The 23,930-nt window shown below is 63.8% G+C and carries 26 protein-coding genes; 18 read left to right on the top strand and 8 right to left on the bottom strand.

Going from position 1 to position 23,930, the window contains the following annotated elements; genetic code table 11:
* Nucleotides 1-114: 114 nt before the first annotated feature.
* Both F3H98_RS16885 and F3H98_RS16880 read right to left on the bottom strand, forming a co-directional pair.
* Nucleotides 115-1,044, bottom strand: coding sequence for a TIR domain-containing protein (locus F3H98_RS16885; protein ID WP_149761326.1), 930 nt, complete (start codon nucleotides 1,042-1,044; stop codon nucleotides 115-117).
* A gap of 116 nt (nucleotides 1,045-1,160) precedes the next feature.
* Nucleotides 1,161-2,420, bottom strand: a complete 1,260-nt coding sequence (locus F3H98_RS16880) for a ubiquinone biosynthesis hydroxylase (protein WP_149761325.1) — start codon at nucleotides 2,418-2,420, stop codon at nucleotides 1,161-1,163.
* 110 nt (nucleotides 2,421-2,530) lie between these two features.
* Between F3H98_RS16880 and F3H98_RS16875 the strand changes: the two genes are divergently transcribed.
* The 3 genes from F3H98_RS16875 to F3H98_RS16865 all read left to right on the top strand — a co-directional run bounded on the left by F3H98_RS16875 (nucleotide 2,531) and on the right by F3H98_RS16865 (nucleotide 5,623).
* On the top strand, nucleotides 2,531-3,394 hold the full coding sequence (locus F3H98_RS16875; protein WP_149761324.1) for an acyl-CoA thioesterase: 864 nt from the start codon (nucleotides 2,531-2,533) through the stop codon (nucleotides 3,392-3,394).
* Between the two features lie 366 nt (nucleotides 3,395-3,760).
* Nucleotides 3,761-4,099, top strand: a complete 339-nt coding sequence (locus F3H98_RS16870) for a P-II family nitrogen regulator (protein ID WP_149761323.1) — start codon at nucleotides 3,761-3,763, stop codon at nucleotides 4,097-4,099.
* Nucleotides 4,100-4,150: 51 nt separating this feature from the next.
* The gene (locus F3H98_RS16865) at nucleotides 4,151-5,623 is read left to right on the top strand and encodes an ammonium transporter (RefSeq protein WP_149761322.1); all 1,473 of its coding nucleotides are present in this window, start codon (nucleotides 4,151-4,153) and stop codon (nucleotides 5,621-5,623) included.
* A gap of 87 nt (nucleotides 5,624-5,710) precedes the next feature.
* Here F3H98_RS16865 and F3H98_RS16860 read toward each other — a convergent pair whose 3' ends face one another.
* Both F3H98_RS16860 and F3H98_RS16855 read right to left on the bottom strand, forming a co-directional pair.
* Entirely contained in the window at nucleotides 5,711-7,126 is a 1,416-nt protein-coding gene (locus F3H98_RS16860) for a Dyp-type peroxidase (protein ID WP_149761321.1), read from the bottom strand.
* Between the two features lie 68 nt (nucleotides 7,127-7,194).
* The gene (locus tag F3H98_RS16855) at nucleotides 7,195-7,635 is read right to left on the bottom strand and encodes a hypothetical protein (RefSeq protein WP_244621751.1); all 441 of its coding nucleotides are present in this window, start codon (nucleotides 7,633-7,635) and stop codon (nucleotides 7,195-7,197) included.
* Between the two features lie 338 nt (nucleotides 7,636-7,973).
* Between F3H98_RS16855 and hisB the strand changes: the two genes are divergently transcribed.
* The 9 genes from hisB (at nucleotide 7,974) to F3H98_RS16810 (ending at nucleotide 14,311) form a co-directional block, all read left to right on the top strand.
* Nucleotides 7,974-8,585 (top strand): imidazoleglycerol-phosphate dehydratase HisB, encoded by a 612-nt coding sequence (hisB, locus tag F3H98_RS16850; protein WP_149761319.1) that lies wholly within the window; start codon nucleotides 7,974-7,976, stop codon nucleotides 8,583-8,585.
* Between the two features lie 35 nt (nucleotides 8,586-8,620).
* Nucleotides 8,621-9,100, top strand: coding sequence for a DUF2628 domain-containing protein (locus F3H98_RS16845; RefSeq protein WP_149761442.1), 480 nt, complete (start codon nucleotides 8,621-8,623; stop codon nucleotides 9,098-9,100).
* A 1-nt stretch (nucleotide 9,101) separates the two neighbouring features.
* A complete protein-coding gene (gene hisH, locus F3H98_RS16840) occupies nucleotides 9,102-9,752 on the top strand; it encodes an imidazole glycerol phosphate synthase subunit HisH (RefSeq protein ID WP_149761318.1) in 651 nt (216 codons plus the stop codon).
* Nucleotides 9,749-10,504 (top strand): 1-(5-phosphoribosyl)-5-[(5-phosphoribosylamino)methylideneamino]imidazole-4-carboxamide isomerase, encoded by a 756-nt coding sequence (gene hisA / locus F3H98_RS16835; protein WP_149761317.1) that lies wholly within the window; start codon nucleotides 9,749-9,751, stop codon nucleotides 10,502-10,504. Before hisH ends, hisA begins: the two co-directional genes overlap by 4 nt.
* 4 nt (nucleotides 10,505-10,508) lie before the next feature.
* Nucleotides 10,509-11,069, top strand: a complete 561-nt coding sequence (locus tag F3H98_RS16830) for a Uma2 family endonuclease (RefSeq protein WP_149761316.1) — start codon at nucleotides 10,509-10,511, stop codon at nucleotides 11,067-11,069.
* Nucleotides 11,070-11,118: 49 nt separating this feature from the next.
* Nucleotides 11,119-11,913 carry an imidazole glycerol phosphate synthase subunit HisF gene (gene hisF / locus F3H98_RS16825; protein ID WP_149761315.1) on the top strand — a complete coding sequence of 265 codons (795 nt, stop codon included), beginning with the start codon at nucleotides 11,119-11,121 and terminating at the stop codon, nucleotides 11,911-11,913.
* 9 nt (nucleotides 11,914-11,922) lie between these two features.
* Nucleotides 11,923-12,246, top strand: a complete 324-nt coding sequence (locus tag F3H98_RS16820) for a phosphoribosyl-ATP diphosphatase (RefSeq protein WP_149761314.1) — start codon at nucleotides 11,923-11,925, stop codon at nucleotides 12,244-12,246.
* Between the two features lie 28 nt (nucleotides 12,247-12,274).
* Complete coding sequence (gene coaA, locus F3H98_RS16815) at nucleotides 12,275-13,231, top strand: type I pantothenate kinase (protein ID WP_149761313.1); 957 nt, start codon at nucleotides 12,275-12,277, stop codon at nucleotides 13,229-13,231.
* Between the two features lie 156 nt (nucleotides 13,232-13,387).
* On the top strand, nucleotides 13,388-14,311 hold the full coding sequence (locus tag F3H98_RS16810; RefSeq protein WP_210249688.1) for a glycerophosphodiester phosphodiesterase family protein: 924 nt from the start codon (nucleotides 13,388-13,390) through the stop codon (nucleotides 14,309-14,311).
* Nucleotides 14,312-14,336: 25 nt separating this feature from the next.
* On the opposite strand, the gene F3H98_RS16805 is transcribed toward F3H98_RS16810, so the two are convergent.
* The 4 genes from F3H98_RS16805 to F3H98_RS16790 form a co-directional block, all read right to left on the bottom strand.
* The gene (locus tag F3H98_RS16805) at nucleotides 14,337-14,954 is read right to left on the bottom strand and encodes an alpha-ketoglutarate-dependent dioxygenase AlkB (protein ID WP_149761312.1); all 618 of its coding nucleotides are present in this window, start codon (nucleotides 14,952-14,954) and stop codon (nucleotides 14,337-14,339) included.
* Nucleotides 14,955-15,042: 88 nt separating this feature from the next.
* On the bottom strand, nucleotides 15,043-15,558 hold the full coding sequence (lysM, locus tag F3H98_RS16800) for a peptidoglycan-binding protein LysM (RefSeq protein WP_149761311.1): 516 nt from the start codon (nucleotides 15,556-15,558) through the stop codon (nucleotides 15,043-15,045).
* Nucleotides 15,559-15,732: 174 nt separating this feature from the next.
* Nucleotides 15,733-16,167, bottom strand: coding sequence for an alternative ribosome rescue aminoacyl-tRNA hydrolase ArfB (gene arfB / locus F3H98_RS16795; RefSeq protein WP_149761310.1), 435 nt, complete (start codon nucleotides 16,165-16,167; stop codon nucleotides 15,733-15,735).
* Between the two features lie 102 nt (nucleotides 16,168-16,269).
* Nucleotides 16,270-17,880 carry a phosphoenolpyruvate carboxykinase gene (locus F3H98_RS16790; RefSeq protein WP_149761309.1) on the bottom strand — a complete coding sequence of 537 codons (1,611 nt, stop codon included), beginning with the start codon at nucleotides 17,878-17,880 and terminating at the stop codon, nucleotides 16,270-16,272.
* A gap of 352 nt (nucleotides 17,881-18,232) precedes the next feature.
* Here F3H98_RS16790 and F3H98_RS16785 point away from each other — a divergent pair, with 352 nt between their 5' ends.
* The 6 genes from F3H98_RS16785 to ahcY all read left to right on the top strand — a co-directional run bounded on the left by F3H98_RS16785 (nucleotide 18,233) and on the right by ahcY (nucleotide 23,875).
* Entirely contained in the window at nucleotides 18,233-18,934 is a 702-nt protein-coding gene (locus F3H98_RS16785) for a response regulator transcription factor (RefSeq protein ID WP_149761308.1), read from the top strand.
* 26 nt (nucleotides 18,935-18,960) lie between these two features.
* Nucleotides 18,961-20,742, top strand: coding sequence for a sensor histidine kinase (locus F3H98_RS16780; RefSeq protein ID WP_149761307.1), 1,782 nt, complete (start codon nucleotides 18,961-18,963; stop codon nucleotides 20,740-20,742).
* Nucleotides 20,743-21,210, top strand: a complete 468-nt coding sequence (locus F3H98_RS16775; RefSeq protein ID WP_149761306.1) for an HPr kinase/phosphorylase — start codon at nucleotides 20,743-20,745, stop codon at nucleotides 21,208-21,210.
* Nucleotides 21,211-21,475: 265 nt separating this feature from the next.
* Nucleotides 21,476-21,877, top strand: coding sequence for a PTS sugar transporter subunit IIA (locus tag F3H98_RS16770; protein ID WP_149761305.1), 402 nt, complete (start codon nucleotides 21,476-21,478; stop codon nucleotides 21,875-21,877).
* Nucleotides 21,874-22,176 carry an HPr family phosphocarrier protein gene (locus F3H98_RS16765; protein WP_149761304.1) on the top strand — a complete coding sequence of 101 codons (303 nt, stop codon included), beginning with the start codon at nucleotides 21,874-21,876 and terminating at the stop codon, nucleotides 22,174-22,176. Before F3H98_RS16770 ends, F3H98_RS16765 begins: the two co-directional genes overlap by 4 nt.
* 298 nt (nucleotides 22,177-22,474) lie before the next feature.
* Entirely contained in the window at nucleotides 22,475-23,875 is a 1,401-nt protein-coding gene (gene ahcY, locus F3H98_RS16760; RefSeq protein ID WP_149761303.1) for an adenosylhomocysteinase, read from the top strand.
* The last annotated feature ends 55 nt before the right edge of the window (nucleotides 23,876-23,930 follow it).

Raw genomic sequence — 23,930 nt, 5'->3', positions numbered from 1 at the left:
GGCGGACTGCAGCGGAGTGCAGGCGGGGTAAACCGGGCATTCCGCTGTATCCGTCTTTAGCCGCATTTTGCACGATGCCAGGTGTCGCCACCCGGCTGCAAAATGCTTTGGACCTTACATGCTCTTGACCGCTTCCCAGTTGCTCAGCCGATCCGCGATCAGTTTCGCGCGCTGCGCATTGTCGAGGCCGTCGAGGATGGCGAGGTCGCCTGGTTCGGCGCGTATGTAGATGCCGGACGTCCGCTCCCTTATTTTGGGCTGCTTGTCGACACGGGTCGTGAAGTACCCGGTCGCGCGATCGGCGGATTCGAGCTTGATCTCCCCGGTCCCAAACAGTTGCGGCGCTTTCGGATCCAGCGGCCGTTCTCCGTTCCAGTAATAGAACAGCCCCGACGGGTCCTTCCTCTCCCTTACCGCTTCGCTCCAGTAGCGCGCCGACAGCCGGCCATCCGCCTGCCATGAGCGTCCGCTCAGTTCGAGCGCGCCGTCGCGGTTGCGCGCAATCCGAAGCAGGCTGACAGCGGAGGGTTCCTTTTCGCTGCGCTCGGTCAGGGAGAACTGCCACCACGTCCCAATGATGTGGGCCTTGCGGCCCGTATTTTCGACCGCTTTGCGCAGTTTCTGGCAGACGGCGTCGATCTCTTCCTGGGTCGTGGCTTCGCCGTAACGTATGGAGGTGAGGCCGAGGAGGTCGGTCGGAAGCTTGGAGCCGCTTGCGTGGAGAATGAAGGTGCGGCGCATGCCAAGGACGCCGCCGAAGAGGCCCGCTTCGAAGACGACATTGTCCCGTGGCGAGGCCTGACCGGCTTCGCCGGAAGGCGATGCGGCCACGTTCACGGCCGTCCAGTCGTCCTGGGCGAACAGGAACGCCGCGAAGTCCACCTCATGCGCGAGTTCGACGAGGCGCTCCAGCGTGGTCGTGCCGGGGTTGAAGGATGTCGTCCAGGGGTCGACCTGCGCGATGTCTTCGAGACCGTCCGTCAACGCCTGAAGCAGCTTTTCCTGCTTCCCCGATGAACCAAGAAAGATGCGAGGTTTGTACATGCTGCCTCTCCTGCGGGTCCAAAACGCCTGCCGCGGGTTTCGCCGCAGCGGGCCTCAAGGTCAAGGAACAAGTTCACCGGGACTTCGGTCGGCCGCGTCCGCGGTCGCCCCGGGTTCTAGATCGCCTCGCCCTTCAAAAGCCGCGGCGTGTCGCCTGACAGTCCCGACGCCTGGCGGATGAAGAACTCCTTCATGCGCGGCATGCGGTCGACAAGGCCGAGCCCGATGTCGCGGATCGCCCTGAGCGGCCCGAAATCGTTGGAAAACATGCGGTTCAGGATGTCGGTGGTGACGCCCATCTGCACCGTGTCGAAGCGCCGCCAGCGTTCGTAGCGTTCCAGGACGTCGATCGCGCCGATGTCCTGGCCCAGCCGATCGGCCTCCACGATGGTTTCAGCAAGCGCCGCGACATCCTTGAAGCCGAGGTTCAGTCCCTGGCCGGCGATCGGGTGGATGCCGTGCGCGGCGTCGCCCGCCAACGCCAGCCGCGGCGCCACGAAGCCGCGCGCCAGCTTGAGGCCGAGCGGCCAGGCGCGGGGCTTGCCCTCGACGCGGATCTCGCCGAGCTTCAGGCCGAAGCGCTGCTCCAGCTCCATCTCGAACACCAGGTCGTCGGAAGCAACAAGCCGGTTGGCGTCCTCGGTGCGCTCGGTCCAGACGATCGACGAGCGGTCGCCGGTGAGCGGCAGGATGGCGAACGGACCCGCCGGCAGGAAATGCTCCTCGGCGCGGCCATTGTGCGGTCGCTCGTGCAGGACGGTGCAGACGATGCCGGACTGGCCGTAGTCGATGTCGACGGTCTTGATGCCGGCCATGGCGCGCAGTTTCGAGTTGACGCCATCGGCCGCCACCAGAAGCCGCGCATTGACCACGATGCCATCGGCAAGGTGGATCGTCATCGCGGCGGGGCCGCGTTCGAACGCCTGCACCGCCACACCTTCGATGATGTCGATGTCGAGCTCGGCGGCGCGGCGGCGCAAGGCCTTGTTCAGCACCTTGTTGGCGACCATGTGGGCGAACGGCTCGCCCGGGGCCACTTCACCGTCGAAGGTGAGGAAGACCGGGCGCACCGGGTCGGTTGTGCGCGAATCGGTGACGATCATCTCGGTGATGGCCTGAGCCTCGGGCGCGATCTCGTCCCAGCAGCCGAGCTGGCCGAGCATGCGGCTGGCGGCGGCGGCGATCGCCGAGGCGCGCGTGTCGCGCTCCCACACGCCGGCGGGCGCTGCGTCTACGACGGCGACCTTCAGGTTGGGCTGGGCCTGGCGGATGGAGACGGCGCTGGCCAGCCCGACATAGCCGGCGCCGGCGACCAGCACGTCGAGGCGGGGGCCATCATCGTTCGGCGTGTTGCGTTTGGTCCTGGTTTCCGCCATCGTTGCTTCCTCTCGCTTTCCCGCCCTGCCCCGACTTTACCCAACCTTGACTTCGCCCGGCCTTCCTGTTGGAAACCGGCTGTTCCCGTACCTCCGCGAAAGGCGCGAAAATGTCGGCGGCCATGCAAGAGCTCCTGAGCATACTCGACCTCGAGAAGCTCGAACACAATCTGTATCGTGGTCGCAGCCCAAAAGTGAACTGGCAGCGCGTCTTCGGCGGTCAGACGATTGCCCAGTCGCTGGTGGCGGCGCAACGCACCGTCGAGCCGGACCGGCATGCTCATTCGCTGCATGCCTATTTCATGCGGCCGGGCGACATCACCGTGCCGATCATCTACGAGGTGGAGCGGCTGCGCGACGGCGGCTCGTTCACCACGCGCCGGGTCACCGCGATCCAGCACGGGCATGCGATCTTTTCCCTGGAGGCCTCGTTCCAGGTCGACGAACAGGGGCTGGAGCACCAGGTCGCGATGCCGCGCGACGTGCCCGGACCGGAAAGACTGAAGACCCAGCGCGAACTGCTCGACCATGCCAAGCACGTTCCCGAAAACATCCGCCGCTACTGGGCGCGCGAACGGCCGCTCGAAATCAAGCCGGTGACGCTCGAACATTACACCAGCCGCGAGAAACTGCCGCCGGAGCAGAACATCTGGCTGCGCACCACCGGCGCCGTGCCGGCCGACAGGGCGATGCAGACGGCGGTGCTCGCCTACCTGTCCGACATGACGCTTTTGGACACCTCTACATTCCCGCATGGCCGCGCGGTGTTCGATCCTGACCTGCAGGTAGCGAGCCTCGACCATGCGATGTGGTTCCACCGGCCGCACCCGCTCGACGGCTGGCTTCTCTACACCCAGGACACGCCCTCGTCGTCGGGCTCGCGCGGCTTCACCCGTGGCGCGATCTATGGCGAGGATGGCACCCTGATCGCGTCGGTAGCGCAGGAAGGCCTCATTCGCCTCAGGGTGCGTTGATATTCAGCCGGCCTGCAAATGGCGGCTTCTGCGCTTCCGGTGCTCACGTACCCAAATGTACGCTGCGCTCCGGTTCTCGAAATCCACCCTTTTCGGCTCGGCCTGACCTGAATCTCAGCAGACCCTCAAGACGAAGCCTGCGGAATAGGCATTTTTTGTTTTTTGCCTAAATTTTAAGCGGATGCCTTGCTGCATCTGCGAACAAATATGGCTGCTCAAGCTCTGTTTCCGTTTGTTTCCAGAGCGTTAACACGTGGCCGAGCCAACTGGCACGGAGCTTGAATAACCCTTTGCACTCACCGGCCGCGTATTGGGCCGGCGATGTCACGCAACGCGGGGGACCCGCAAAGCAGAGGGTGAAACCTTATGAAAATCGTGATGGCAATCATCAAGCCGTTCAAGCTCGACGAGGTCCGCGAAGCGCTGACTGCTGTCGGCATCCAGGGCCTGACCGTCACCGAAGTCAAAGGCTACGGGCGTCAGAAGGGGCACACGGAAATCTATCGCGGCGCCGAATACGCCGTCAGCTTCCTGCCGAAGATCAAGATCGAAGTCGCGGTGGCCGCCGACCTGGTCGACAAGGCCGTCGACGCGATCACCGTCGCCGCCAAGACCGGGCAGATCGGCGACGGCAAGATCTTCGTTTTCGGCATCGACCAGGCGGTCCGCATCCGCACCGGCGAAACAGACACAGATGCGCTCTGAGCCGTGGGGAAACCGCTTGAGCCGCCATCAGATTTTTGTGGAGACATTTCAATGAAAATTCCGAGCAGTCTGGCGCCGCTGGCGCGCAAGGCCCTTCTGGGCACGATCATTCTGGGAGCGATGGGCACGGTTGCCGCCTTCGCCCAGGAAGCCGCCCCGGCCGCAACTGACACCGCTGCAGCGGCACCCGCTGCAGCGCCCGTTCCCGACAAGGGCGACACCACCTGGATGCTGATCTCGACCGTTCTCGTCATCCTGATGACCATCCCGGGCCTGGCCCTGTTCTATGGCGGCCTGGTGCGCGCCAAGAACATGCTTTCCGTTCTCATGCAGGTGTTTATCGGCTTCTCGCTGATCGCCATCCTGTGGGTGGTCTATGGCTACTCGCTGGCATTCACCGACGGCGGCAGCATGAACCTATTTGTCGGCGGCTTCTCGAAACTTTTCCTTGCCGGCGTCAATCCAACCACCGTGGTCGAAACCTTCTCGCGCGGCGTCGTCATCCCGGAGCTGACATTCGTCATCTTCCAGTTGACTTTCGCTGCAATCACGCCGGCTCTCATCATCGGCGCCATCGCCGAACGCACCAAATTCTCGGCGGTGCTGTTCTTCATCGTGCTGTGGTTCACGTTTTCCTATCTGCCGGTCGCGCATATGGTCTGGTGGTGGGCTGGTCCGGAATTCGCCGCGACGCATACTGCCGAAGAGACGGTCGCCATTTCCGGTCTGCTGTGGGGGTTCGGCGCGCTTGACTTCGCCGGCGGCACGGTCGTCCACATCAATGCCGGCGTCGCCGGTCTGGTGGCCGCGATCATGGTCGGCCCGCGCGTCGGCTACCTGAAAGAAAACATGGCGCCGCACAACCTCGTCTTCACCCTGATCGGCGCGTGCCTGCTCTGGGTCGGCTGGTTCGGCTTCAACGCCGGTTCCAACCTCGAAGCCAACGGCTACGCGGCGATCGCTGTGCTCAACACGATCGTGGCGTCAGCCGCGGCGGCGCTGACCTGGAGCCTGCTTGAGTACTGGACCCGCGGCCACGCCAGCCTGCTTGGCGCAGCCTCCGGCGCTGTCGCCGGTCTTGTCGCGGTTACCCCCGCCGCAGGTTTTGCTGGCCCGCTCGGCGCCATCGTGATCGGTATCGTCGCCGGCGCGGTCTGCCTGTGGGCGGTTGTCTGGCTCAAAGCCAAGCTGGGTTACGACGATTCGCTTGACGTGTTCGGCGTTCATGCGGTCGGCGGCATCATCGGCGCTATCCTGACCGGCGTGTTCGTCAACCCGGCGCTCGGCGGCGCCGGTGTGATCGACTACGCGATGAACGGCGGCGCCGGCGGTACAGCCGACTACGTCTTCGCCACGCAGATCATGTCACAGATCAAGGGCGTGCTGGTGACGGTCGTCTGGACGGCGGTGGTCTCCTTCGTCGCCATGATCATCGTCAAGGCAACGATCGGCCTCCGGCTTCCCGAAGCTGCCGAACGCGAAGGCCTCGACATCACCACACACGGCGAGCGCGCCTACAACTGATCCCGTCCGGATGGCCCTTCGCAGGAGCCGTCCGAACTTCGAGCCCGGCTCCGGCCGGGCTCTTTTTCTATGGGGCTATCCCAGCCATCACGTCAGGCGCGCAAGTGCTGTGAAGCTCGGCAGGAAAAGCACCGCCACGCCCTTGTAGGTGATGAAGTCGACAAGATCGGCGCGAGCCGGTTCGCCGCTTTCGAACGGGATCGGGAACCTGGCGCTGCTGCCGGGCTTCTTCCGGTTCCCGAACAGCGCGTCCTGCATGGAGCCGGCATAGGGCAGGTTGAAATAGCCCTCCGCGAAATCCGTCTTCTGGATCCAGCGCAGCACCGAATAGAACTGCTCGTTCACCCTGGCGCAGATGAAGGTGCCGATGACGCCCCGGTCGATGCCGTCGTCGACCGAGCCGGTGAGCTTCGGGCCGTAGCTGAAGCCGCGCCTGACAAATCGGGGCGGCCCGCCCGGAAACCGTCGCTGATTGACGAACGTCAGTTCCTGGTCGCGCAGGTTGACGACGCGGATGTGCGACGAAAGCGGGCACCGAAGCCCTGCCTTGTCATCGCCGTAGCCGAATGCGTCGTCGAAATCCGGCCTGTCCGGAGGCCGCTCGGGGTGCCGTATCAACGGCGACCCGTCAGGCCATCGGCCAAGCAGCTTGGCGGCGACCCAGTCCCGTTCGAAGCCCGGCGCCGCATGTCTGGTTGCCAGCGGCGCGTTGGCGTCGAGGAAACGATTGAAGGCCGCGACATCCTGCGAAATCCAGGCAAGGCAGGCAAAGGATCCGTCGCGCGCAAAGTCCCGCCAGGCTCCGGGGTTCTGCGGCGCGACCGGGTAGTCGTCGTTGGGATAGCCCATCAGGAACTCGCGGAAGTCGACCGTCCCGCTCTGCTTGCTGTCGTCCCAGTCGATCGCCGGCGAGGTGACGCCGTCGCGGTAGCCGAAATGCAGGAAGCCGCCTTCGGGCCGGTATCCGGAAAGCGCGCCTTGGCCAAACTCGGGCAGTTTGCATTCGGCCAGTCCCGATAGCGCGGCGGACGTGCGAATCTCGGCGAGCGAGCGCGTCGCCTGGTCGTCGTCATCGAAGGCCATATAGACCGCCAGGTGAATATCGGCGGGCGCAACGTGCTTGCCCCACCAGTTTGCGGGGGCGCTGTTCTCGATGAAGCCAAGCTGGCTGGAGACAGCCGCCTGGTCGGGGGTCTGGTCGGTGAAGGCCCAGTCGAGCTCGCGCCTTCCCGAAGCGGCGTCGAGCGCCGGATCGGCCGCCAGCAGCTTGCTCAATCCGGTCCAGGAGAAGGCGAAGTTCAGAACCGGCCCGGTCAGCGATTTCGGGTCCTGGTCGCCGCGCGGCACACGCGGCAACCACGAGCGCAGGAAGCCGCGCGCCAGCCCGGCATCGGCGATGCTGAAAAGCAGCACGGCATAGCGCGGCTGCTCGTAGCGGTAGGCGACCAGCCCCTGCACATTGCGGCGGTCCGGCTTCGTCGGATCTGGGTCCGGTGCGGGCATTCATTCCCTCGAGCGAAAAGGGCTCTCGTTCCCGCGTGGCGGGATTGCTGAGAAAGCGGGGATTGCGGTCAGGCGCCGGCTTTATCCAGCGCGGCCTGAATGGTCCTGACGTCCTTGTGGTCGTAGGCCGAGAACAGCCAGCCGGCGGGATTGCCGGAAAAATCCAGCGCGCCGGTGGTGTCCTGGCCAAGGCTTCTCCGGTTATTCGTCTTGGAGTATTCCCAGAACGCCACGGAGTCGGAGGATGAGGGCGCGCCTTCCGCCAGGCCGAAAATGGCCCCGAATACGGGGGTCAGTTCGCGGCGAAAGAATTCCGTATATTCTTGGTGGTCGCCTTCGTATTCCGTGATGACCTGGATGTACTTGTTGTCGATAACGACCACGCGGGCGAAGTGCACGAGCTTCGATTTCTTCAGCGCTTCTTCGATCTTCGGCTGCACCTGATCGGTGAAGATGGCTTCGAGCTGCTTGAGCTTGGCCTGGCTCTCGGCATCCTGCTTGAGCGGCAATGTGAGATTCAACGCATGGGTCATCGACGTACCTCCCAAATCTGCGCAAGGAAGTATGAACCACGCCCCAGCTATTTGAAAGTGAAATATTTCACCTTTGCTAGTTAGAATCTCTGTAACAAAGAAACGAAAGGCACGTTTGTTGATAATTGACAGAAAATCAGGAAGAAAGCATTTGATAAGATACTTGCGTCTTCTTCTCTGGAACTGGGTGCGTCCTTCTTCCCTATCCACAACGGCGCCCGGCCTTCGACCGTCCGGCCCGGCATCAGCGGACGCTGGCGCTTGGCCGACCCTGCTGTTAAAAGGCACCGTTTTGGGCAGGCAAGGATCGTCTCATGGCTCCCGGCAGGACACAGCGTGCGGCTGAAGTCGCGCGCAAGACCAAAGAGACCGAAATCAGCGTCGCAGTCGAAATCGACGGCAGCGGCCGGTTCGATATTTCGACCGGGGTCGGCTTCTTCGACCACATGCTGGAGCAGCTTTCGCGCCATTCGCTGATCGACATGACGGTCAAGGCCAAGGGCGACCTGCATATCGACGACCACCACACGGTCGAAGACACCGGCATCGCCATCGGGCAGGCGATCTCCAGGGCGCTTGGCGAGCGCCGTGGTATCGCCCGTTATGCATCGCTCGACCTTGCCATGGACGAGACGCTGACCCGCGCAGCGATCGACGTTTCCGGCCGGCCGTTCCTAGTGTGGAATGTCGTCTTTTCCGCGCCCAAAATCGGTACCTTCGACACCGAGCTGGTGCGCGAGTTCTTCCAGGCGCTGGCGCAGAACGCTGGCATCACGCTGCATGTGACAAACCACTACGGCGCCAACAATCACCACATCGCCGAAACCTGCTTCAAGGCGGTAGCGCGGGTGTTGCGCGCGGCCCTCGAACCCGATCCACGCCAGGCCGACGCGGTGCCGTCGACCAAGGGCACATTGAACGGCTGATACGGGAACGGGTAACCGGGGAACGGGTGAGCGAGATGGCGAGCTACGTGGTGATGCAGGCTGAAGGCGGCAGAGGCGGGGATGCCGACGATGCGGTGTTCGTGCGCGACGGCTTTGCCTGGCTCGCCTTTTTCGTGCCGGTGCTGTGGCTGCTGTGGCATCGGTTGTGGATCGAGGCCGCGTTTGCACTGGCGGTCACCGTAGGCCTGACCGCGCTTGGCAATGTCGCGGGCTTCGGCCTCGCCTCGCCGCTGCTCTCGCTGCTGGTTTCGCTTTACATGGGCCTGGAGGGCGCAGCACTGCGCATCGCGGCCTTGCGCCGCCGCGGCTGGCATGAATTCGGCGTGGTCGATGCCGACAGCCTCGATGCCGCCGAAACGCGCTATGTCATCGAGACCGTCGGCGTGGCGGACGACGGGTTCGACAATCGCGACCTGCTGCCGATGGCGAGTGCGTCGCGCAAGGCTGATCCCGGTCCAGCACTTGGCTTCCTGCTCAATCCGGGCAAGTCCTGAGATGAGGGTAGCGATCATCGACTACGGCTCGGGCAATCTGCGCTCGGCGACGAAAGCCTTCGAGCGCGCCGCCCGCGAGGCCGGCATCGCCGCCGAGATCGAACTCACCGCGGATGCCGGGCGTGTGCGCGGCGCCGACCGCATCGTCCTGCCGGGCGTCGGGGCCTATGCCGATTGCGCGGCGGGCCTGCACGCCGTCGAGGGCATGTGGGAGGCGGTCGAGGAAGTTGCCGTCGCCAGGGCGCGGCCGTTCCTCGGCATCTGCGTGGGCATGCAACTGATGTCCGAGCGCGGGCTGGAAAAGACGGTCACAAAGGGCTTCGGCTGGATCGCCGGCGACGTGAAGGAGATCCAGCCGGCCGACCCGTCGTTGAAAATCCCGCAGATCGGCTGGAACACGCTGGAACTCAAGCGTCAGCATCCGCTCTTTGCCGGCATTCCGACCGGGGCGGACGGCCTGCATGCCTATTTCGTCCACTCCTATCATCTGGACGCGAAAAACGACGGCGAGGTGCTGGCGGTGACAGACTATGGCGGCCCGGTGACGGCGGCGGTGACGCGCGACAATTTTGCCGGCACCCAGTTCCATCCTGAAAAGAGCCAGGCGCTCGGCCTTGCCCTGATCGCCAATTTCCTGAGGTGGAAGCCTTGATCCTTTATCCCGCGATCGACCTGAAAGACGGCCAGTGCGTGCGCCTGAAGCTCGGCGACATGGAACAGGCGACCGTCTACAACGCCGACCCTGCAGCGCAGGCGAAAGCCTTCGAGGGCCAGGGCTTCGAATGGCTGCACGTCGTCGATCTCAACGGCGCCTTTGCCGGCGAAAGCGTCAATGGAGGGGCGGTCGAAGCCATTTTGAAGGCGACGAGGAACCCGGTGCAGCTCGGCGGCGGCATCCGCACGCTGGAACATATCGAAGCCTGGCTGGAGAAGGGGCTCGCCCGCGTGATCCTCGGCACCGTCGCGGTGAAGAACCCGGAGCTGGTCAAGGAAGCCTGCCGGAAATTCCCGGGAAAGGTCGCCGTGGGCATCGACGCCAAGGGCGGCAAGGTCGCCGTCGAAGGCTGGGCCAAGGCCTCCAGGCTTGGCGTCATAGAACTGGCGAAAAAGTTCGAGGGCGCCGGAGTGGCGGCCATCGTCTACACCGACATCGACCGCGACGGCGTGCTCACCGGCATCAACTGGGAGGCCACGATCGATCTCGCCGATGCCGTCTCGATCCCTGTCATCGCGTCGGGCGGCCTGGCGTCGATAGCCGACATCGTGCGCATGACCATGCCCGATGCCAAAAAGCTGGAAGGCGCGATTTCCGGACGGGCGCTTTACGACGGGCGCATCGACCCGCAGGAAGCGCTGGCGATTTTGCGCGGCGTTTCAAAACCGCCGCGCGGCATGCTAGATTAGGCCGATGAACCTGCAGACCAAAATGCCGACCACGGCGGATGAATTCCTGCGCTGGAACGAAGGGCGCGAGGGCAAGCGGGAATTCGTGCGCGGGAGGGTGGTCGAGATGATGATCAACGTGACGCGGGCGCATGCGCGGCTGGCGTTCCGACTGTCCATGCAGCTCGGCCAGCAACTGGATCTGGCGAAATACGACATCGGATCGGCCGATTTCGGCGTCAAGACCAGCGATGGCGTGCGCTACCCCGACGTCTACGTCGATCGCGCATTCGACACGCTGAAAGACCTGACGGCAAGGGAACCCCTGCTGCTTGCCGAAATCCTTTCCGCATCCTCCTACGGCCAGGATTTCGGCGAAAAGGTCACGGAATACACCGGATTGCCGACATTGCGGCACTATATCATCCTTTCCCAGGACGAGCCGCGCGTCTGGCTGTGGTCGCGCAACGAAAGCGGGGGCTGGGACGGACCGGTCTCCATCGCCGGACGTGAGGAAACGGTCAGCCTGCCTGCGCTTGGCATCTCCATCGATCTCGCCACCCTCTACGCGGGAATCGAAAGTTGACGCGTCCCGAGCGCGCAGCGGCGAAAACTCAAGAAATGAAGGCTGCCCGTTGACCCTCAAGGCCCGTGTCATTCCCTGCCTCGACGTCAAGGACGGCCGTGTCGTCAAGGGCGTCAATTTCGTCGACCTGATCGACGCCGGCGATCCCGTCGAAGCCGCCAAGGCCTACGACGCCGCCGGCGCCGATGAATTGTGCTTCCTCGACATCACCGCTTCTTCCGACAACCGCGAGACGATCTTCGACGTGGTGGCCAAGACCGCCGAGCAGTGTTTCATGCCGCTGACGGTGGGCGGCGGAGTGCGCCAGGTCGCCGACATCCGCAGACTGCTCTTGGCGGGCGCTGACAAGGTATCGATCAACACCGCGGCGGTGAAGAACCCTGATTTCGTCGCCGAGGCGGCCGACAAGTTCGGCAACCAGTGCATCGTCGTGGCCATCGACGCCAAGAAGGTCTCCGGCGCCGGCGAAGACGACCGCTGGGAGATCTTCACCCATGGCGGGCGCGAAAGGACCGGCATCGATGCCGTCGAGTTCGCGCGAAAGGTCGTCGACCGCGGCGCCGGCGAGATACTGCTCACCTCGATGGACCGCGATGGCACCAAGATCGGCTACGACATCGCGCTCACGCGCGCCGTCGCCGACGCCGTGCGGGCGCCGGTCATCGCCTCGGGCGGCGTGGGCAATCTCGACCATATGGTCGCCGGCATCCGCGAGGGCCACGCGACCGCGGTGCTGGCGGCATCGATCTTCCATTTCGGCACCTACTCGGTTCGCCAGGCGAAGGCGCATATGGCCGCCGCGGGCCTTGCGATGCGACTCGACTCTCCGGCCCTGACGTCATAAAGGGCTGAAATGACCGGATTTTCCCTTGCCGACCTGGAGAGGATCGTTGCCGAGCGCGCGCAATCGGGCGATCAGGATTCGTGGACGGCCAAGCTGTTTTCGCGCGGCATGGACAAGGCGGCTCAGAAACTCGGCGAGGAAGCCGTCGAAACGGTCATCGCCGCCGTGAAAGGCGACGCCGAAGGTCTCGTTTCGGAAAGTGCCGATCTTCTCTATCATTGGCTCGTCGTTCTGGCGCTCGCCGGCGTTCCGCTGTCGGCGGTTCTGGAGGAGTTGGAGCGGCGCACGGCGCAGTCCGGGCTGGCCGAAAAGGCTTCACGCAAGCCGGCCTGATGCGGCGGCAGTGCAAGGGTGAGTTTTGATGGACCAGCTCGTACCCACCGAAAAATACTCGCCCTACCGGTTCTTTTCGGCGCAGGACTGGGCGCTTTTTCGCGCCGACACGCCGCTGACGCTGACCGCCGACGAAGTCCGCCGCCTCAGTTCCCTCTACGATCCGATCGATCTCGACGAAGTGCGCCGGGTCTATCTGTCGATGTCGCGGCTCCTGTCGGCGCATGTCGAGGCCAGCCAGCTTTTGTTCGACCAGCGGCGGGTATTCTTCAACGCATCGGATGCCAAGACCCCCTTCATCATCGGCATGGCCGGATCGGTGGCGGTCGGCAAATCGACCACCGCGCGCGTGCTCAAGGAATTGCTGGCGCGCTGGCCGTCCAGCCCCAAGGTCGACCTGATCACCACCGACGGTTTCCTTTTTCCCAACGCGGCGCTGCGCCAGAAAGGCCTGATGGAGCGCAAGGGTTTCCCCGACAGCTATGACGTCGGCGCCCTGCTACGGTTCCTGTCGGGCATCAAGTCCGGGCAACGCAATGTCCGCGCGCCTGTCTATTCGCACCTGACCTATGACGTCGTGCCCGGCGAGTTCGTCACCATCGACCGCCCCGATATCCTGATCTTCGAAGGCCTCAACGTGCTGCAGACGCGGGAACTGCCGCACGACGGCAAGGCGGTGCCCTTCGTCTCGGACTTCTTCGATTTCTCGGTCTACATCGACGCCGAGGAAGAGCAGATCCACCAGTGGTACATCGCCCGTTTCATGCGGCTGCGCGAGACCGCTTTCCGCAACCCCGATTCGTTCTTCCACCGCTATTCGCAGCTTTCCGAAGATGCCGCCAAGGCGATCGCCGAAGGCCTGTGGAACAACATCAACCTGAAGAACCTCAAGGAAAACATCCTGCCGACGCGGCCGCGCGCCGATCTCATCCTGCGCAAGGGTGCCAACCATCGGGTCGAGGAAGTCGCGCTGCGCAAGCTTTGAGGGTGTTCGAGCCATTCACGCTACCTTGACTTGCATTCCGTTCCGAAACATCATCCGCCCGTCCGAGCGAAATCGCCTCCAGCGCTGCCGCCTTCGATTGGCATGATGGCCGACTTCGCCGGAATGCGCGGTCGTGTGTTCGAGGGGGAAAAATCCATGATGAGGGTTCCTTTCGTAATGAGGAAAATGGCGTTCCGTCGGCTGGCCTCGCTGGCGATTATCGGCGCGTTCGGCATCGGGGCAGCCTTTGCCGGCTCGCCGGAAATCATCGCTCATCGCGGCGGCACGGCCGACGCCCCGGAGAATACCCTCGTCGCCATACAGACCGCACTCGACAACGGCGCCGACGCCGTCTGGGTGACCGTGCAGGAATCCAAGGACGGGGTGATCGTGCTCTACCGGCCGTCCGATCTGAAAAGCCTGACCGACATGAGCGGTCCGGTATCCGCTTACACTGCCTCGGAACTGGCCGGGACGGATGCGGGCTGGGCCTTTTCCCACGACAAGGGGCAGAACCACCCCTTCCGCGGCAAGGGCATAGGCATTCCCCGCCTGGACGCCGTGCTGCAGGCGTTTCCCAAGACCAAGTTTTACATCGACATCAAGTCGCCGGACGCCAACCCCGAACAGCTTGGCAAGGCTCTGCTGGCCACGCTGGAAGCAAGCCAAAGCCTCGATCGTACCCGTGTCTATTCCACCGATACCAAGTATTTGCAGGCACTTCCCTCGGCGGTCCGGCGATTTGAAGCGCGCGACGATACGCGAACGTTGCTGGCCAACGTCACCATGGCTCACCAATGCGACCTGACGGCCGACAACAGCGCCCCGCGCTGGCATGGGCTGGAACTGGCGCGAGAGGTCGAGGTGGTCGAAAAATACACCCTCGGCGAGGGCATATCCAAAGCGGAGCTAACCTGGGACAAGGAGGCTATGGATTGCTTCCGTTCCAAAGGTGCTGCTCATATCATCCTGTTCGGCATCAACTCGCTCGACGACTATCACAAGGCCGTCGCCCTTGGCGCGGACGGCGTGATGGTCAATTCGCCGAAGGAGGCGAAAAGCTTCTCGGGCAAGCCTTGAAAGATCGCGACACGCTTTGGGCCGCTCAGGCGGGTCTGGTCACCCGCCTGAGCGTCAGGTTGATGCGCCCGCCATTCCTGAGCAGGGCCGACGTCGACGGATAGATGCGGTCGACGCCGTGGAAGGCCAGCCGGCCTTCGCCGCCGAGCACCACGACATCGCCACTCGACAGCCTGAACGACACCGTCTGCCCGTCGCGCGCGGTCTGGCCGACGCGAAACAGGCAGCTATCGCCCAGCGAGACCGAAACCACGGGAGCGTCGAAATCCTGCTCGTCGCGATCCTGGTGCATGCCCATCCTTGCGCTGGCATCATAGAAATTGACCAGGCATGCCTGCGGCGGATGGGGGAAGCCGGAAACCTCCTGCCACAGGCGCTGCAGCCGCTCCGGGATTGCCGGCCAGGGCGCGCCGGTTTGCGGGTGCATGGCCTGGTAGCGGTAGCCTCCATCCTTGTCGGTCACCCAGCCGAGCGTCCCGCAATTCGTCATTCTGACGCTCATCGGCTTGCCGGTGCGGGGCATGGTCGGCACGTAGAGTGGCGCGGCCTGCACGACGGCGCGGATATCCTCGACCAGCGCCACCTGGTCGTCGCGGCCGATATAGCCCGGCATGTGCCGCACGCCCCGCGGAAGAACCTGCATGATCTTCGACCTTCACCTCGTTGAAATGAAAACGGCGGCCGTCAAGCCGCCGTCGTCCGCCGAGTGAAGGTTACGGGAGCTCAGGCTGTCAAGCCGTTTCCAGATCGGGGATGCGAAGCACCTGGCCGGGATAGATCTTGTCTGGATGCTTCAGCATCGGCTTGTTGGCCTCGAAGATGACGGTGTATTTCGAAGCCTTGCCCTTGCCGTACTGAGCCTCGGCGATCTTCGAGAGGTTGTCGCCCTTCTTCACGGTGTAGAAGCGCGGCTCCTTGGCCGGTGTCGCCGCCTTGACCAGCTCGGTCATGTCGACCTTGCCGTCGAGCTTCAGCCCGGAATCGGGCGCCACCACCTTCAGCTCGTCGGCCTGCACCTTGGAGACGCCAAGCGTGTTGCCGACGGCGATGACCGCCTTTTCAAAGATCGACTGATCCTTGACCACGCCGGTCAGCACGGCGGTGTCGCCCTTGACAACGACCTGGACGTTGTCGGTGCCCAGCTTGTGGGAATCCAGTTCCTTTTTCAGCTCCTCCGCCTTCGGCGCTTCTTCGTCGCCGAAGCCAAGCTTCTTGCCGACGGATTTGACGAAATCGAACATACCCATAATCAGAAATCTCCTTGCTGCCTGCTACGGCGCCGCCGCGCTGTAGCTTCTCGGTTGTGCATGTCGTTTCTCCCGAAACCGAAGACACTTTCGGGCGACATGCAATAGCGCCCATCGAAATCTGGCATTTGCCGCCGCAAATTGGAAGCTGCAATCAGGCCGTGCAGCGGTGGTTCAGTCGCTCTCGACCTTCCCGCGCAGTTTCTTGACAGTGGAGCGCCCGGCCTTGCTTTTCAGCCGCCTTTCGACAGCGCCTTTCGATGGCCTGGTCTTCTTGCGCGGCTTGGGCGGCGGCTCCGCCGCCTTGGCCACCAGCGCCGTCAGCCGCGCGCGGGCGTCGGCGCGGTTCTGCTCCTGGGTGCGGAAACGGCCGGCCTCGATGACGATGACCCCATCCTTGGTGGCGCGCTGGCCGGCAAGCTGGATCGTGCGCTCGCGCACATAGTCGGAAAGGCCCGCCGCGTTGCGGGCATCGAAGCGCAGCTGCACGGCGGTGGCGACCTTGTTGACATTCTGGCCGCCCGGGCCCGAGGAGCGGATGAAGTTTTCGACGAGGTCGTCCTCGCCAATGAAAGCGCCCGGCGCGACATCGATGCCTGCAGCGGTCATGGGATAACATCCTCCTGCGCAAGGCATGCCCTGCAGCCGGACAAAAGAAAAGGCCCGGCAGTGCCGGGCCTTTTCGGGAGACGTCGATTGTCCCCCGCCGAATTACTCGGCCGCATCGCGCAATTGCGGCGCCGCGCCCCGCACCGAGGCGTCGACATGCGCTTCGAACTTGCCGAAATTATCGATGAACATGCCGACCAGGCGTTTTGCCGCCCGATCATATGCCGCCTTGTCGGCCCAGGTAGAGCGCGGATCGAGGATGGCCGTGTCGACGCCCGGCACCTCGACCGGCACCGCGAAGCCGAAATTGGCGTCGGTGCGGAATTCGGCTGTGTTGAGCGAGCCGTCAAGTGCGGCCGACAGCAGCGCGCGCGTCGCCTTGATCGGCATGCGCTTGCCCACGCCATAGGCGCCGCCGGTCCAGCCGGTGTTGACCAGCCAGCAGTCGACATTGTGCTCGGCGATGAGCTGGCGCAAAAGGTTGCCGTATTCCGACGGGTGCCTCGGCATGAACGGCGCGCCGAAGCAGGTCGAGAACGTCGCTTCCGGCTCGGTGACGCCGCGCTCGGTGCCGGCGACCTTGGCGGTGTAGCCGGAAAGGAAATGATACATCGCCTGCGCCGGCGTCAGCTTGGCGATGGGCGGCATCACGCCGAAGGCGTCTGCCGTCAGCATGATGATGTTCTTGGGATGGCTGGCGCGACCGGTGGCGCTGGCATTCGGGATGAAGTCCAGCGGATAGGCGCAGCGGGTGTTTTCGGTGCGCGAACCGTCGTTGAAATCCGGGACGCGGTTTTCGTCGAGGATGACATTCTCGAGCACGGTGCCGAAGCGCCGTGTCGTCGCGAAGATTTCCGGTTCGGCCTCCGCCGACAGGCGGATCGTCTTGGCGTAGCAGCCGCCCTCGAAGTTGAAGATGCCGTGTGGACCCCAGCCATGCTCGTCGTCGCCGACCAGCGTGCGCTTCGGGTCGGCCGACAGCGTCGTCTTGCCGGTGCCCGACAGGCCGAAGAACACCGCGGCGTCGCCGTCAGGCCCCTCATTGGCCGAGCAATGCATTGGCATCACCCCCTTGGCGGGGAGGATGTAGTTGAGCGCGGTGAACACCGACTTCTTCATTTCGCCGGCATACTGGGTGCCGCCAATCAGAACGATCATGCGGGTCAGGTCGACCGCGATCAGCGTCTCGCCGCGGCCGCCATGGCGGGCCTTGTCGGCGCGGAACGACGGCAGGTCTATGATCGTCATCTTCGGCACGAAGCCCGCCAGTTCCGCCTCGTCGGGGCGGATGAGCAGGTTGCGGATGAACATCGAATGCCAGGCGTATTCGGTGACCACGCGGGTCGGCAGGGAGAGCGAACGGTCGGCGCCGCCGATCAGATCCTGCACGAACAGATCCCTGGTGGCGGCATGCGCCAGGAAATCGGCGTGGAGGGCGTCGAACTCGGCCCGCGTCATCGCGTTGTTGTTGTCCCACCAGACGTTCGCCTCGGTGCTCTCGTCGCGCACCACGAACTTGTCCTTGGGCGAGCGGCCGGTGTACTGGCCGGTATCGGCGACAATGGCGCCATGCGCCGTCAGCCTGGCCTCGCCACGGCGGATCGCCTCTTCGGCGAGGAGTGCCACGCCGAGATTGTAGTGGACCTTGCCGGTCGTTTTCAGGCCAGCCGTGTCGATCCCGCAAGCGGGGTTGCGTTTGCCGATTTCGCTCATTCTGGCTCCCATTTGCCGCGATGCCGCATTTTTCGCTCTCCCGCATCCAGCCGCGTCTAGCGAGCGAAACAGGGATAAAGAGGTCAGAAACAGAAAAGATCAGCGATTTCAAATATTTAATCGATTTAAAGATTTTAAATTCGTTTAAATCGTTTAGAATTGAGCAGGTTTGTCGCACCCGCACCGCCTGCCCGAACCAGCACGACGCCTGCCTCCCGGCGGAAATTGGGGGTGGCGCCCGCCGCCTATCTGTGACATTGCCGGGAGACCATGCCACATTTTGTACCCAATTTGTCCGCCTAAAGCCCTTCCGCTACAGGAAGGGACACCGCTCATGAGGGAGCAGCTTGATATGGCAACGATCGCGCTTGTCGACGACGACCGGAATATTCTGACCTCGGTGTCGATCGCACTGGAGTCCGAAGGCTATCGTGTGGAGACCTACACCGATGGGGCCTCGGCGCTTGAGGGGCTGGCGGCGCGGCCGCCGAATCTGGCGATCCTCGACATCAAGATGCCGCGCATGGACGGCATGGAGCTTTTGCGTCGGCTGCGCCAGAAAACCGACCTGCCGGTCATCTTCCTCACTTCGAAGGACGATGAGATCGACGAGCTTTTCGGGCTCAAGATGGGCGCCGACGATTTTATCCGCAAACCCTTCTCGCAGCGCCTCCTGGTCGAGCGGGTGAAGGCGGTGCTGCGCCGGGCCGGCGCCCGCGACGCCGCTGCCAAGACGCCGAGCCAGCAGGCGCGCTCGCTGGAGCGCGGCCAGCTTGTCATGGACCAGGAACGCCATACCTGTACCTGGAAGGGCGAGCCGGTGACGCTGACGGTGACCGAATTCCTGATCCTGCATTCGCTGGCGCAACGCCCTGGCGTCGTCAAAAGTCGTGACGCGCTGATGGATTCGGCTTATGACGAGCAGGTCTATGTCGATGATCGCACGATCGACAGCCACATCAAGCGGCTGCGCAAGAAGTTCAAGGCGGTCGATGACGACTTCGACATGATCGAAACGCTTTATGGGGTCGGCTACCGTTTTCGCGAGGCGTAAGCCGTCCCGGGCACGAGTTGTTGTAGATGGCGGTTGATACACAGCTGAAAGCGCCGGGGGGCGCGGCGAAACGGCCCGGGCTGTCGCCCGTCCTGCTGGCCAAGCTGACTCACAGGCTGCAGCGGCTGCTCGGCCACTACATGTTTTCGAGCCTGACGCGGCGCATCCTGTTCCTCAACCTTGCCGGGCTAGGCGTGCTGGTCATCGGCATCCTCTATCTCAACCAGTTTCGCGACGGGCTGATCGAGGCCCGCGTCGAAAGCCTGATGACCCAGGGCGAGATCATCGCCGGCGCCATTGCCGCCTCGGCAACCGTCGAGACCGATTCGATCCGCATCGACCCGGAGAAGCTTCTGGAACTGCAGGCCGGCGAGAGCCTGGCGCCGGGCTCCGACCAGCTCGACAGCCTCGATTTCCCGATCAATCCCGAACGCGTGGCGCCGGTGCTGCGGCGGCTGATCTCGCCGACCCGCACCCGCGCCCGCATCTACGACCGCGATGCCAACCTGCTGCTCGATTCGCGGCATCTCTATTCGCGCGGCCAGATCCTGCGCTACGACCTGCCTCCCGTCGAGGAAGAGGACGAGAGCCTGCTGGCGAAAGCCGAGAAGCTTGTCTCGGGCTTTTTTCGCAACACCGAACTGCCGGTCTACAAGGAGCAGCCGGGCGGCAACGGCGCGGCGTTCCCCGAAGTGATGGGCGCGCTGACCGGCGTGCCGTCCAAGGTGGTTCGCGTCAGCGAGCAGGGCGAGCAGATCGTTTCCGTCGCGGTGCCGATCCAGCGCTTCCGCGCCGTCATGGGCGTGCTGATGCTGTCGACGCAGGGCGGCGACATCGACAAGATCGTCGCCGAGGAACGCAAGGCCATCCTGCGGGTGTTCGGCGTCGCGGCCATGGTGACGGTGGTGCTGTCGATGCTGCTCGCCTCGACCATCGCCAACCCGCTGCGTCGGCTTTCCGCGGCGGCGGTCAGGGTGCGCCGCGGCGTCAAGAGCCGCGAGGAAATCCCAGATTTCTCGGACCGCCAGGACGAGATCGGCAACCTGTCGGTTGCTTTGCGCGAGATGACAAACGCGCTTTATGCGCGGATCGAGGCGATCGAGAGTTTCGCCGCCGACGTGTCGCACGAACTGAAGAACCCGCTGACGTCGCTGCGCAGCGCCGTCGAGACCCTGCCGCTGGCCAAGAACGACGCGTCGCGCGGCCGCCTGATGGAGGTCATCCAGCACGACGTGCGCCGGCTCGACCGCCTGATCACCGACATTTCGGACGCATCCCGGCTGGATGCCGAACTCGCCCGCGACGATGCCCAGCGCATCGACATGCGCCAGTTCCTGACGGATATCGCCGGGGCCTCGCTCGACGCCGGCCGGCACAAGAAACAAGTCGAGATCGAATTCACCGCCGAAAAGCTGCCGCAGGGCGCCAAGAGCTACAATGTGCTGGGTCACGATCTTCGTCTCGGCCAGGTCTTCACCAACCTGATCGAAAACGCCCGTTCCTTCGTTCCCGACGATACCGGTCGCATCGGCATCAGCCTGTCGCGGGTTGGAAAACATGTCGTCGTCGCCATCGAGGACAATGGCCCCGGCATTCGCGCCGACAACATCGACCGCATCTTCGAGCGGTTTTATACCGACAGGCCGGCAGGCGAGGCGTTCGGCCAGAACTCCGGCCTCGGCCTGTCGATCAGCCGGCAGATCGTCGAGGCGCATGGCGGCACGCTCACCGCCGAGAACATTCCCGGCGGCAAGCCCGGCGAGATCCGGGGCGCGCGCTTCGTGATGACGCTGCCGGCCGAGGGTTAAGTGGCCGGGCAGAACCTGCACGCGTCGGCGCTGCTGCTTGGCGACCGCGGCGTCCTGATCGCCGGCGCGTCGGGCTCGGGCAAGACGACGCTCGCGCTTGCCCTGATCGAGGGCTTTGCCCGGCATGGACGCTTTGCCCGCCTCGTCTCGGACGACCAGATTTTGATCTCGGCAAGGAATGGCCGGATTTTCTGCCGGGCGCCCAGCACGATCGCCGGCCTGGCTGAAATCCACGGCGTCGGGCCGCGGCCGCTGGACTTCGAGCCGGGCATGATCGCCGACCTGCTGGTCAGGCTGGTTCCGGCGGCAAGTGCGCAACGGTTCCAGGAAGCAGGGACCGAATCGCTGGCCGGTTGCGATATCCCTTGCCTCCAACTCGCTGCCGGCAACGCGCAGGCCGCCGTCCTTGCCGTCGCCAGCTGGTTTTCAGCCCCGCCCTTCCGGCAGAGCGCGATGCATTCAGGCTGACACCCATGCATAAGGCCCTATCTGTTTGTTTTAGCCGCATTTGTGCGACGCGAGGCGTTTCCGCCCGGCTGCAAAATGCTCAGGCAGACCCGCAGGACAGTGCTTCGAAATGCGTCAAAATGGCCGATCCGATTTCAAAATTGTTTCAAAATTGTGCTTGTCAACGGACCGCGCGTCGACAAGATAGCGCTCTTGCCGCGGGGCCAGCGGGAAAAGCGGCCGAAAAACGATGCGCCGAAGAGGCCATGACGGGAGCCAAAGCAGCATGATAGGACTCGTGCTTGTAACGCACGGTCAACTGGCCGAGGAATTCCGTAACGCCGTGGAGCACGTCGTCGGACCCCAGGAAAAGTTCGAAACCGTCGCCATCGGCGCTGATGACGATATGGAACAGCGCCGCCGCGACATCGTCGATGCCGTGGCGCGTGCCGACAGCGGCGCCGGCGTCGTCATCCTGACCGACATGTTCGGCGGAACGCCGTCCAACCTGGCGATTTCGGTGATGGAGCCCGGCCGCGTCGAAGTCATCGCGGGCATGAACCTGCCGATGCTGATCAAGCTGTCCAGCGTGCGCGCCGGCGACGACATGGACATGGCGCTGACGCAGGCGCAGGCAGCCGGCCGCAAATACATCAACGTCGCTAGCCAGCTCCTGAGCAGCAAATGACCGGTTCGAATGCGCGCCAAGACCGCCAGCCGCTGATGCGTGAGTTCGAAATCGTCAACCAGCGCGGCCTGCACGCGCGGGCTTCCGCCAAGTTCGTCTCGCTGGTGAGCGGGTTCGACGCCGTCGTCGACGTGGAGAAGGACGGCACCACCGTCGGCGGAACGTCGATCATGGGCCTGATGATGCTGGCGGCCAGCCCCGGCTGCCGCATCCGCGTTTCCTCCAGCGGGCCGGACGCCGAAGCGGTCATGGCGGCGCTGGAAACGCTGATTGCCTCGCGCTTCGGCGAAGAAATCTGAGAGCCTGTTCGCTAACCCTACTGCGGCGGCCAACTGACGGCGTTTTCTGCGCTTCCGGTGCTCACGTACTATAAGTACGCTCCGCTCCGGTTCTCGAAACCACCGCCATTTGACTCACCGCAGCGAGTTATCAAACAGCCTCTGAGCGGATCCGTGCTGCGTGAACACATGCACGAATAAAGATTTCTTTATATCCATTGTCGCCGCTAGCCCGATCTGCTAGTCAGGGCGCAAATTTGCGCGGGTCCGCCGGCCTTCGGCTGCGATGCGCTTTCGTCCATTTCATCGGAGTACGACCATGGCCGCTGGCAAAGATTACGTTGTTGCAGATATTTCCCTGGCGGGCTGGGGCCGCAAGGAAATCGAGATCGCCGAGACCGAAATGCCGGGCCTGATGGCCTGCCGCGAGGAATTCGGCGAAAAGAAGCCGCTGAAGGGCGCGCGCATTTCCGGCTCGCTGCACATGACCATCCAGACGGCGGTGCTGATCGAGACGCTGAAGGAACTCGGCGCCGACATCCGCTGGGCCTCCTGCAACATCTTCTCCACGCAGGACCATGCCGCGGCAGCGATCGCCGAAGCCGGCATTCCTGTCTTCGCCATCAAGGGCGAGACGCTTGAGGAATACTGGCAGTACACCGACCAGATCTTCCAGTGGTCCGACGGCGGCGCCACCAACATGATCCTCGACGACGGCGGCGACGCCACCATGTACATCCTGATCGGCGCGCGCGCCGAGGCCGGCGAGGACGTGCTGTCCAATCCGGGCAGCGAAGAGGAAGAAATCCTGTTCGCGCAGATCAAGAAGCGCATGGCGGCGACGCCGGGCTTCTTCGCCAAGCACAAGGCCGCCATCCGTGGCGTCACCGAGGAGACCACGACCGGCGTCAACCGTCTCTACCAGCTGCAGAAGAAGGGCCTGCTGCCCTTCCCGGCGATCAACGTCAACGACAGCGTCACCAAGTCGAAATTCGACAACAAGTATGGCTGCAAGGAATCGCTGGTCGACGGCATCCGCCGCGGCACCGACGTGATGATGGCCGGCAAGGTCGCCGTCGTCTGCGGTTACGGCGATGTCGGCAAGGGCTCGTCGGCTTCGCTCAAGGGCGCCGGCGCCCGCGTCAAGGTCACCGAAGTCGACCCGATCTGCGCGCTGCAGGCCGCCATGGACGGCTTCGAGGTCGTCACGCTCGAGGATGCCGCGCCGACCGCCGACATCGTCATCACCACGACCGGCAACAAGGACGTCATCACCCTCGACCACATGCGTGCCATGAAGGACATGGTCATCGTCGGCAACATCGGCCACTTCGACAACGAGATCCAGGTCACCGCGCTGCGCAACCTCAAATGGACCAACGTCAAGCCGCAGGTCGACATGGTCACCTTCCCGGATGGCAAGCGCCTGCTGCTCCTGTCGGAAGGCCGCCTGCTCAACCTCGGCAACGCGACCGGCCACCCGAGCTTCGTCATGTCGGCCTCGTTCACCAACCAGGTGCTGGCCCAGATCGAGCTCTATTCGAGGGCCGGCCAGTACAAGAACGAGGTCTACGTTCTGCCCAAGCACCTCGACGAAAAGGTCGCGCGCCTGCATCTCGACAAGCTCGGCGCCAAGCTGACCGAACTCTCCGGCGAACAGGCCGCCTATATCGGCGTCACCCCGCAGGGTCCGTTCAAGCCGGAACACTACAGGTACTGATTTTGTAACCAGTACATACAAGATATTGAAGCCGGGCGATTGACTTTTCGCCCGG

Source organism: Neomesorhizobium albiziae, assembly GCF_900114255.1.
Classification (GTDB): Bacteria; Pseudomonadota; Alphaproteobacteria; order Rhizobiales; family Rhizobiaceae; genus Neomesorhizobium; species Neomesorhizobium albiziae.
Note: the sequence above shows the minus strand (reverse complement) of the source record. Positions and strands in the feature narration are given on the sequence as shown.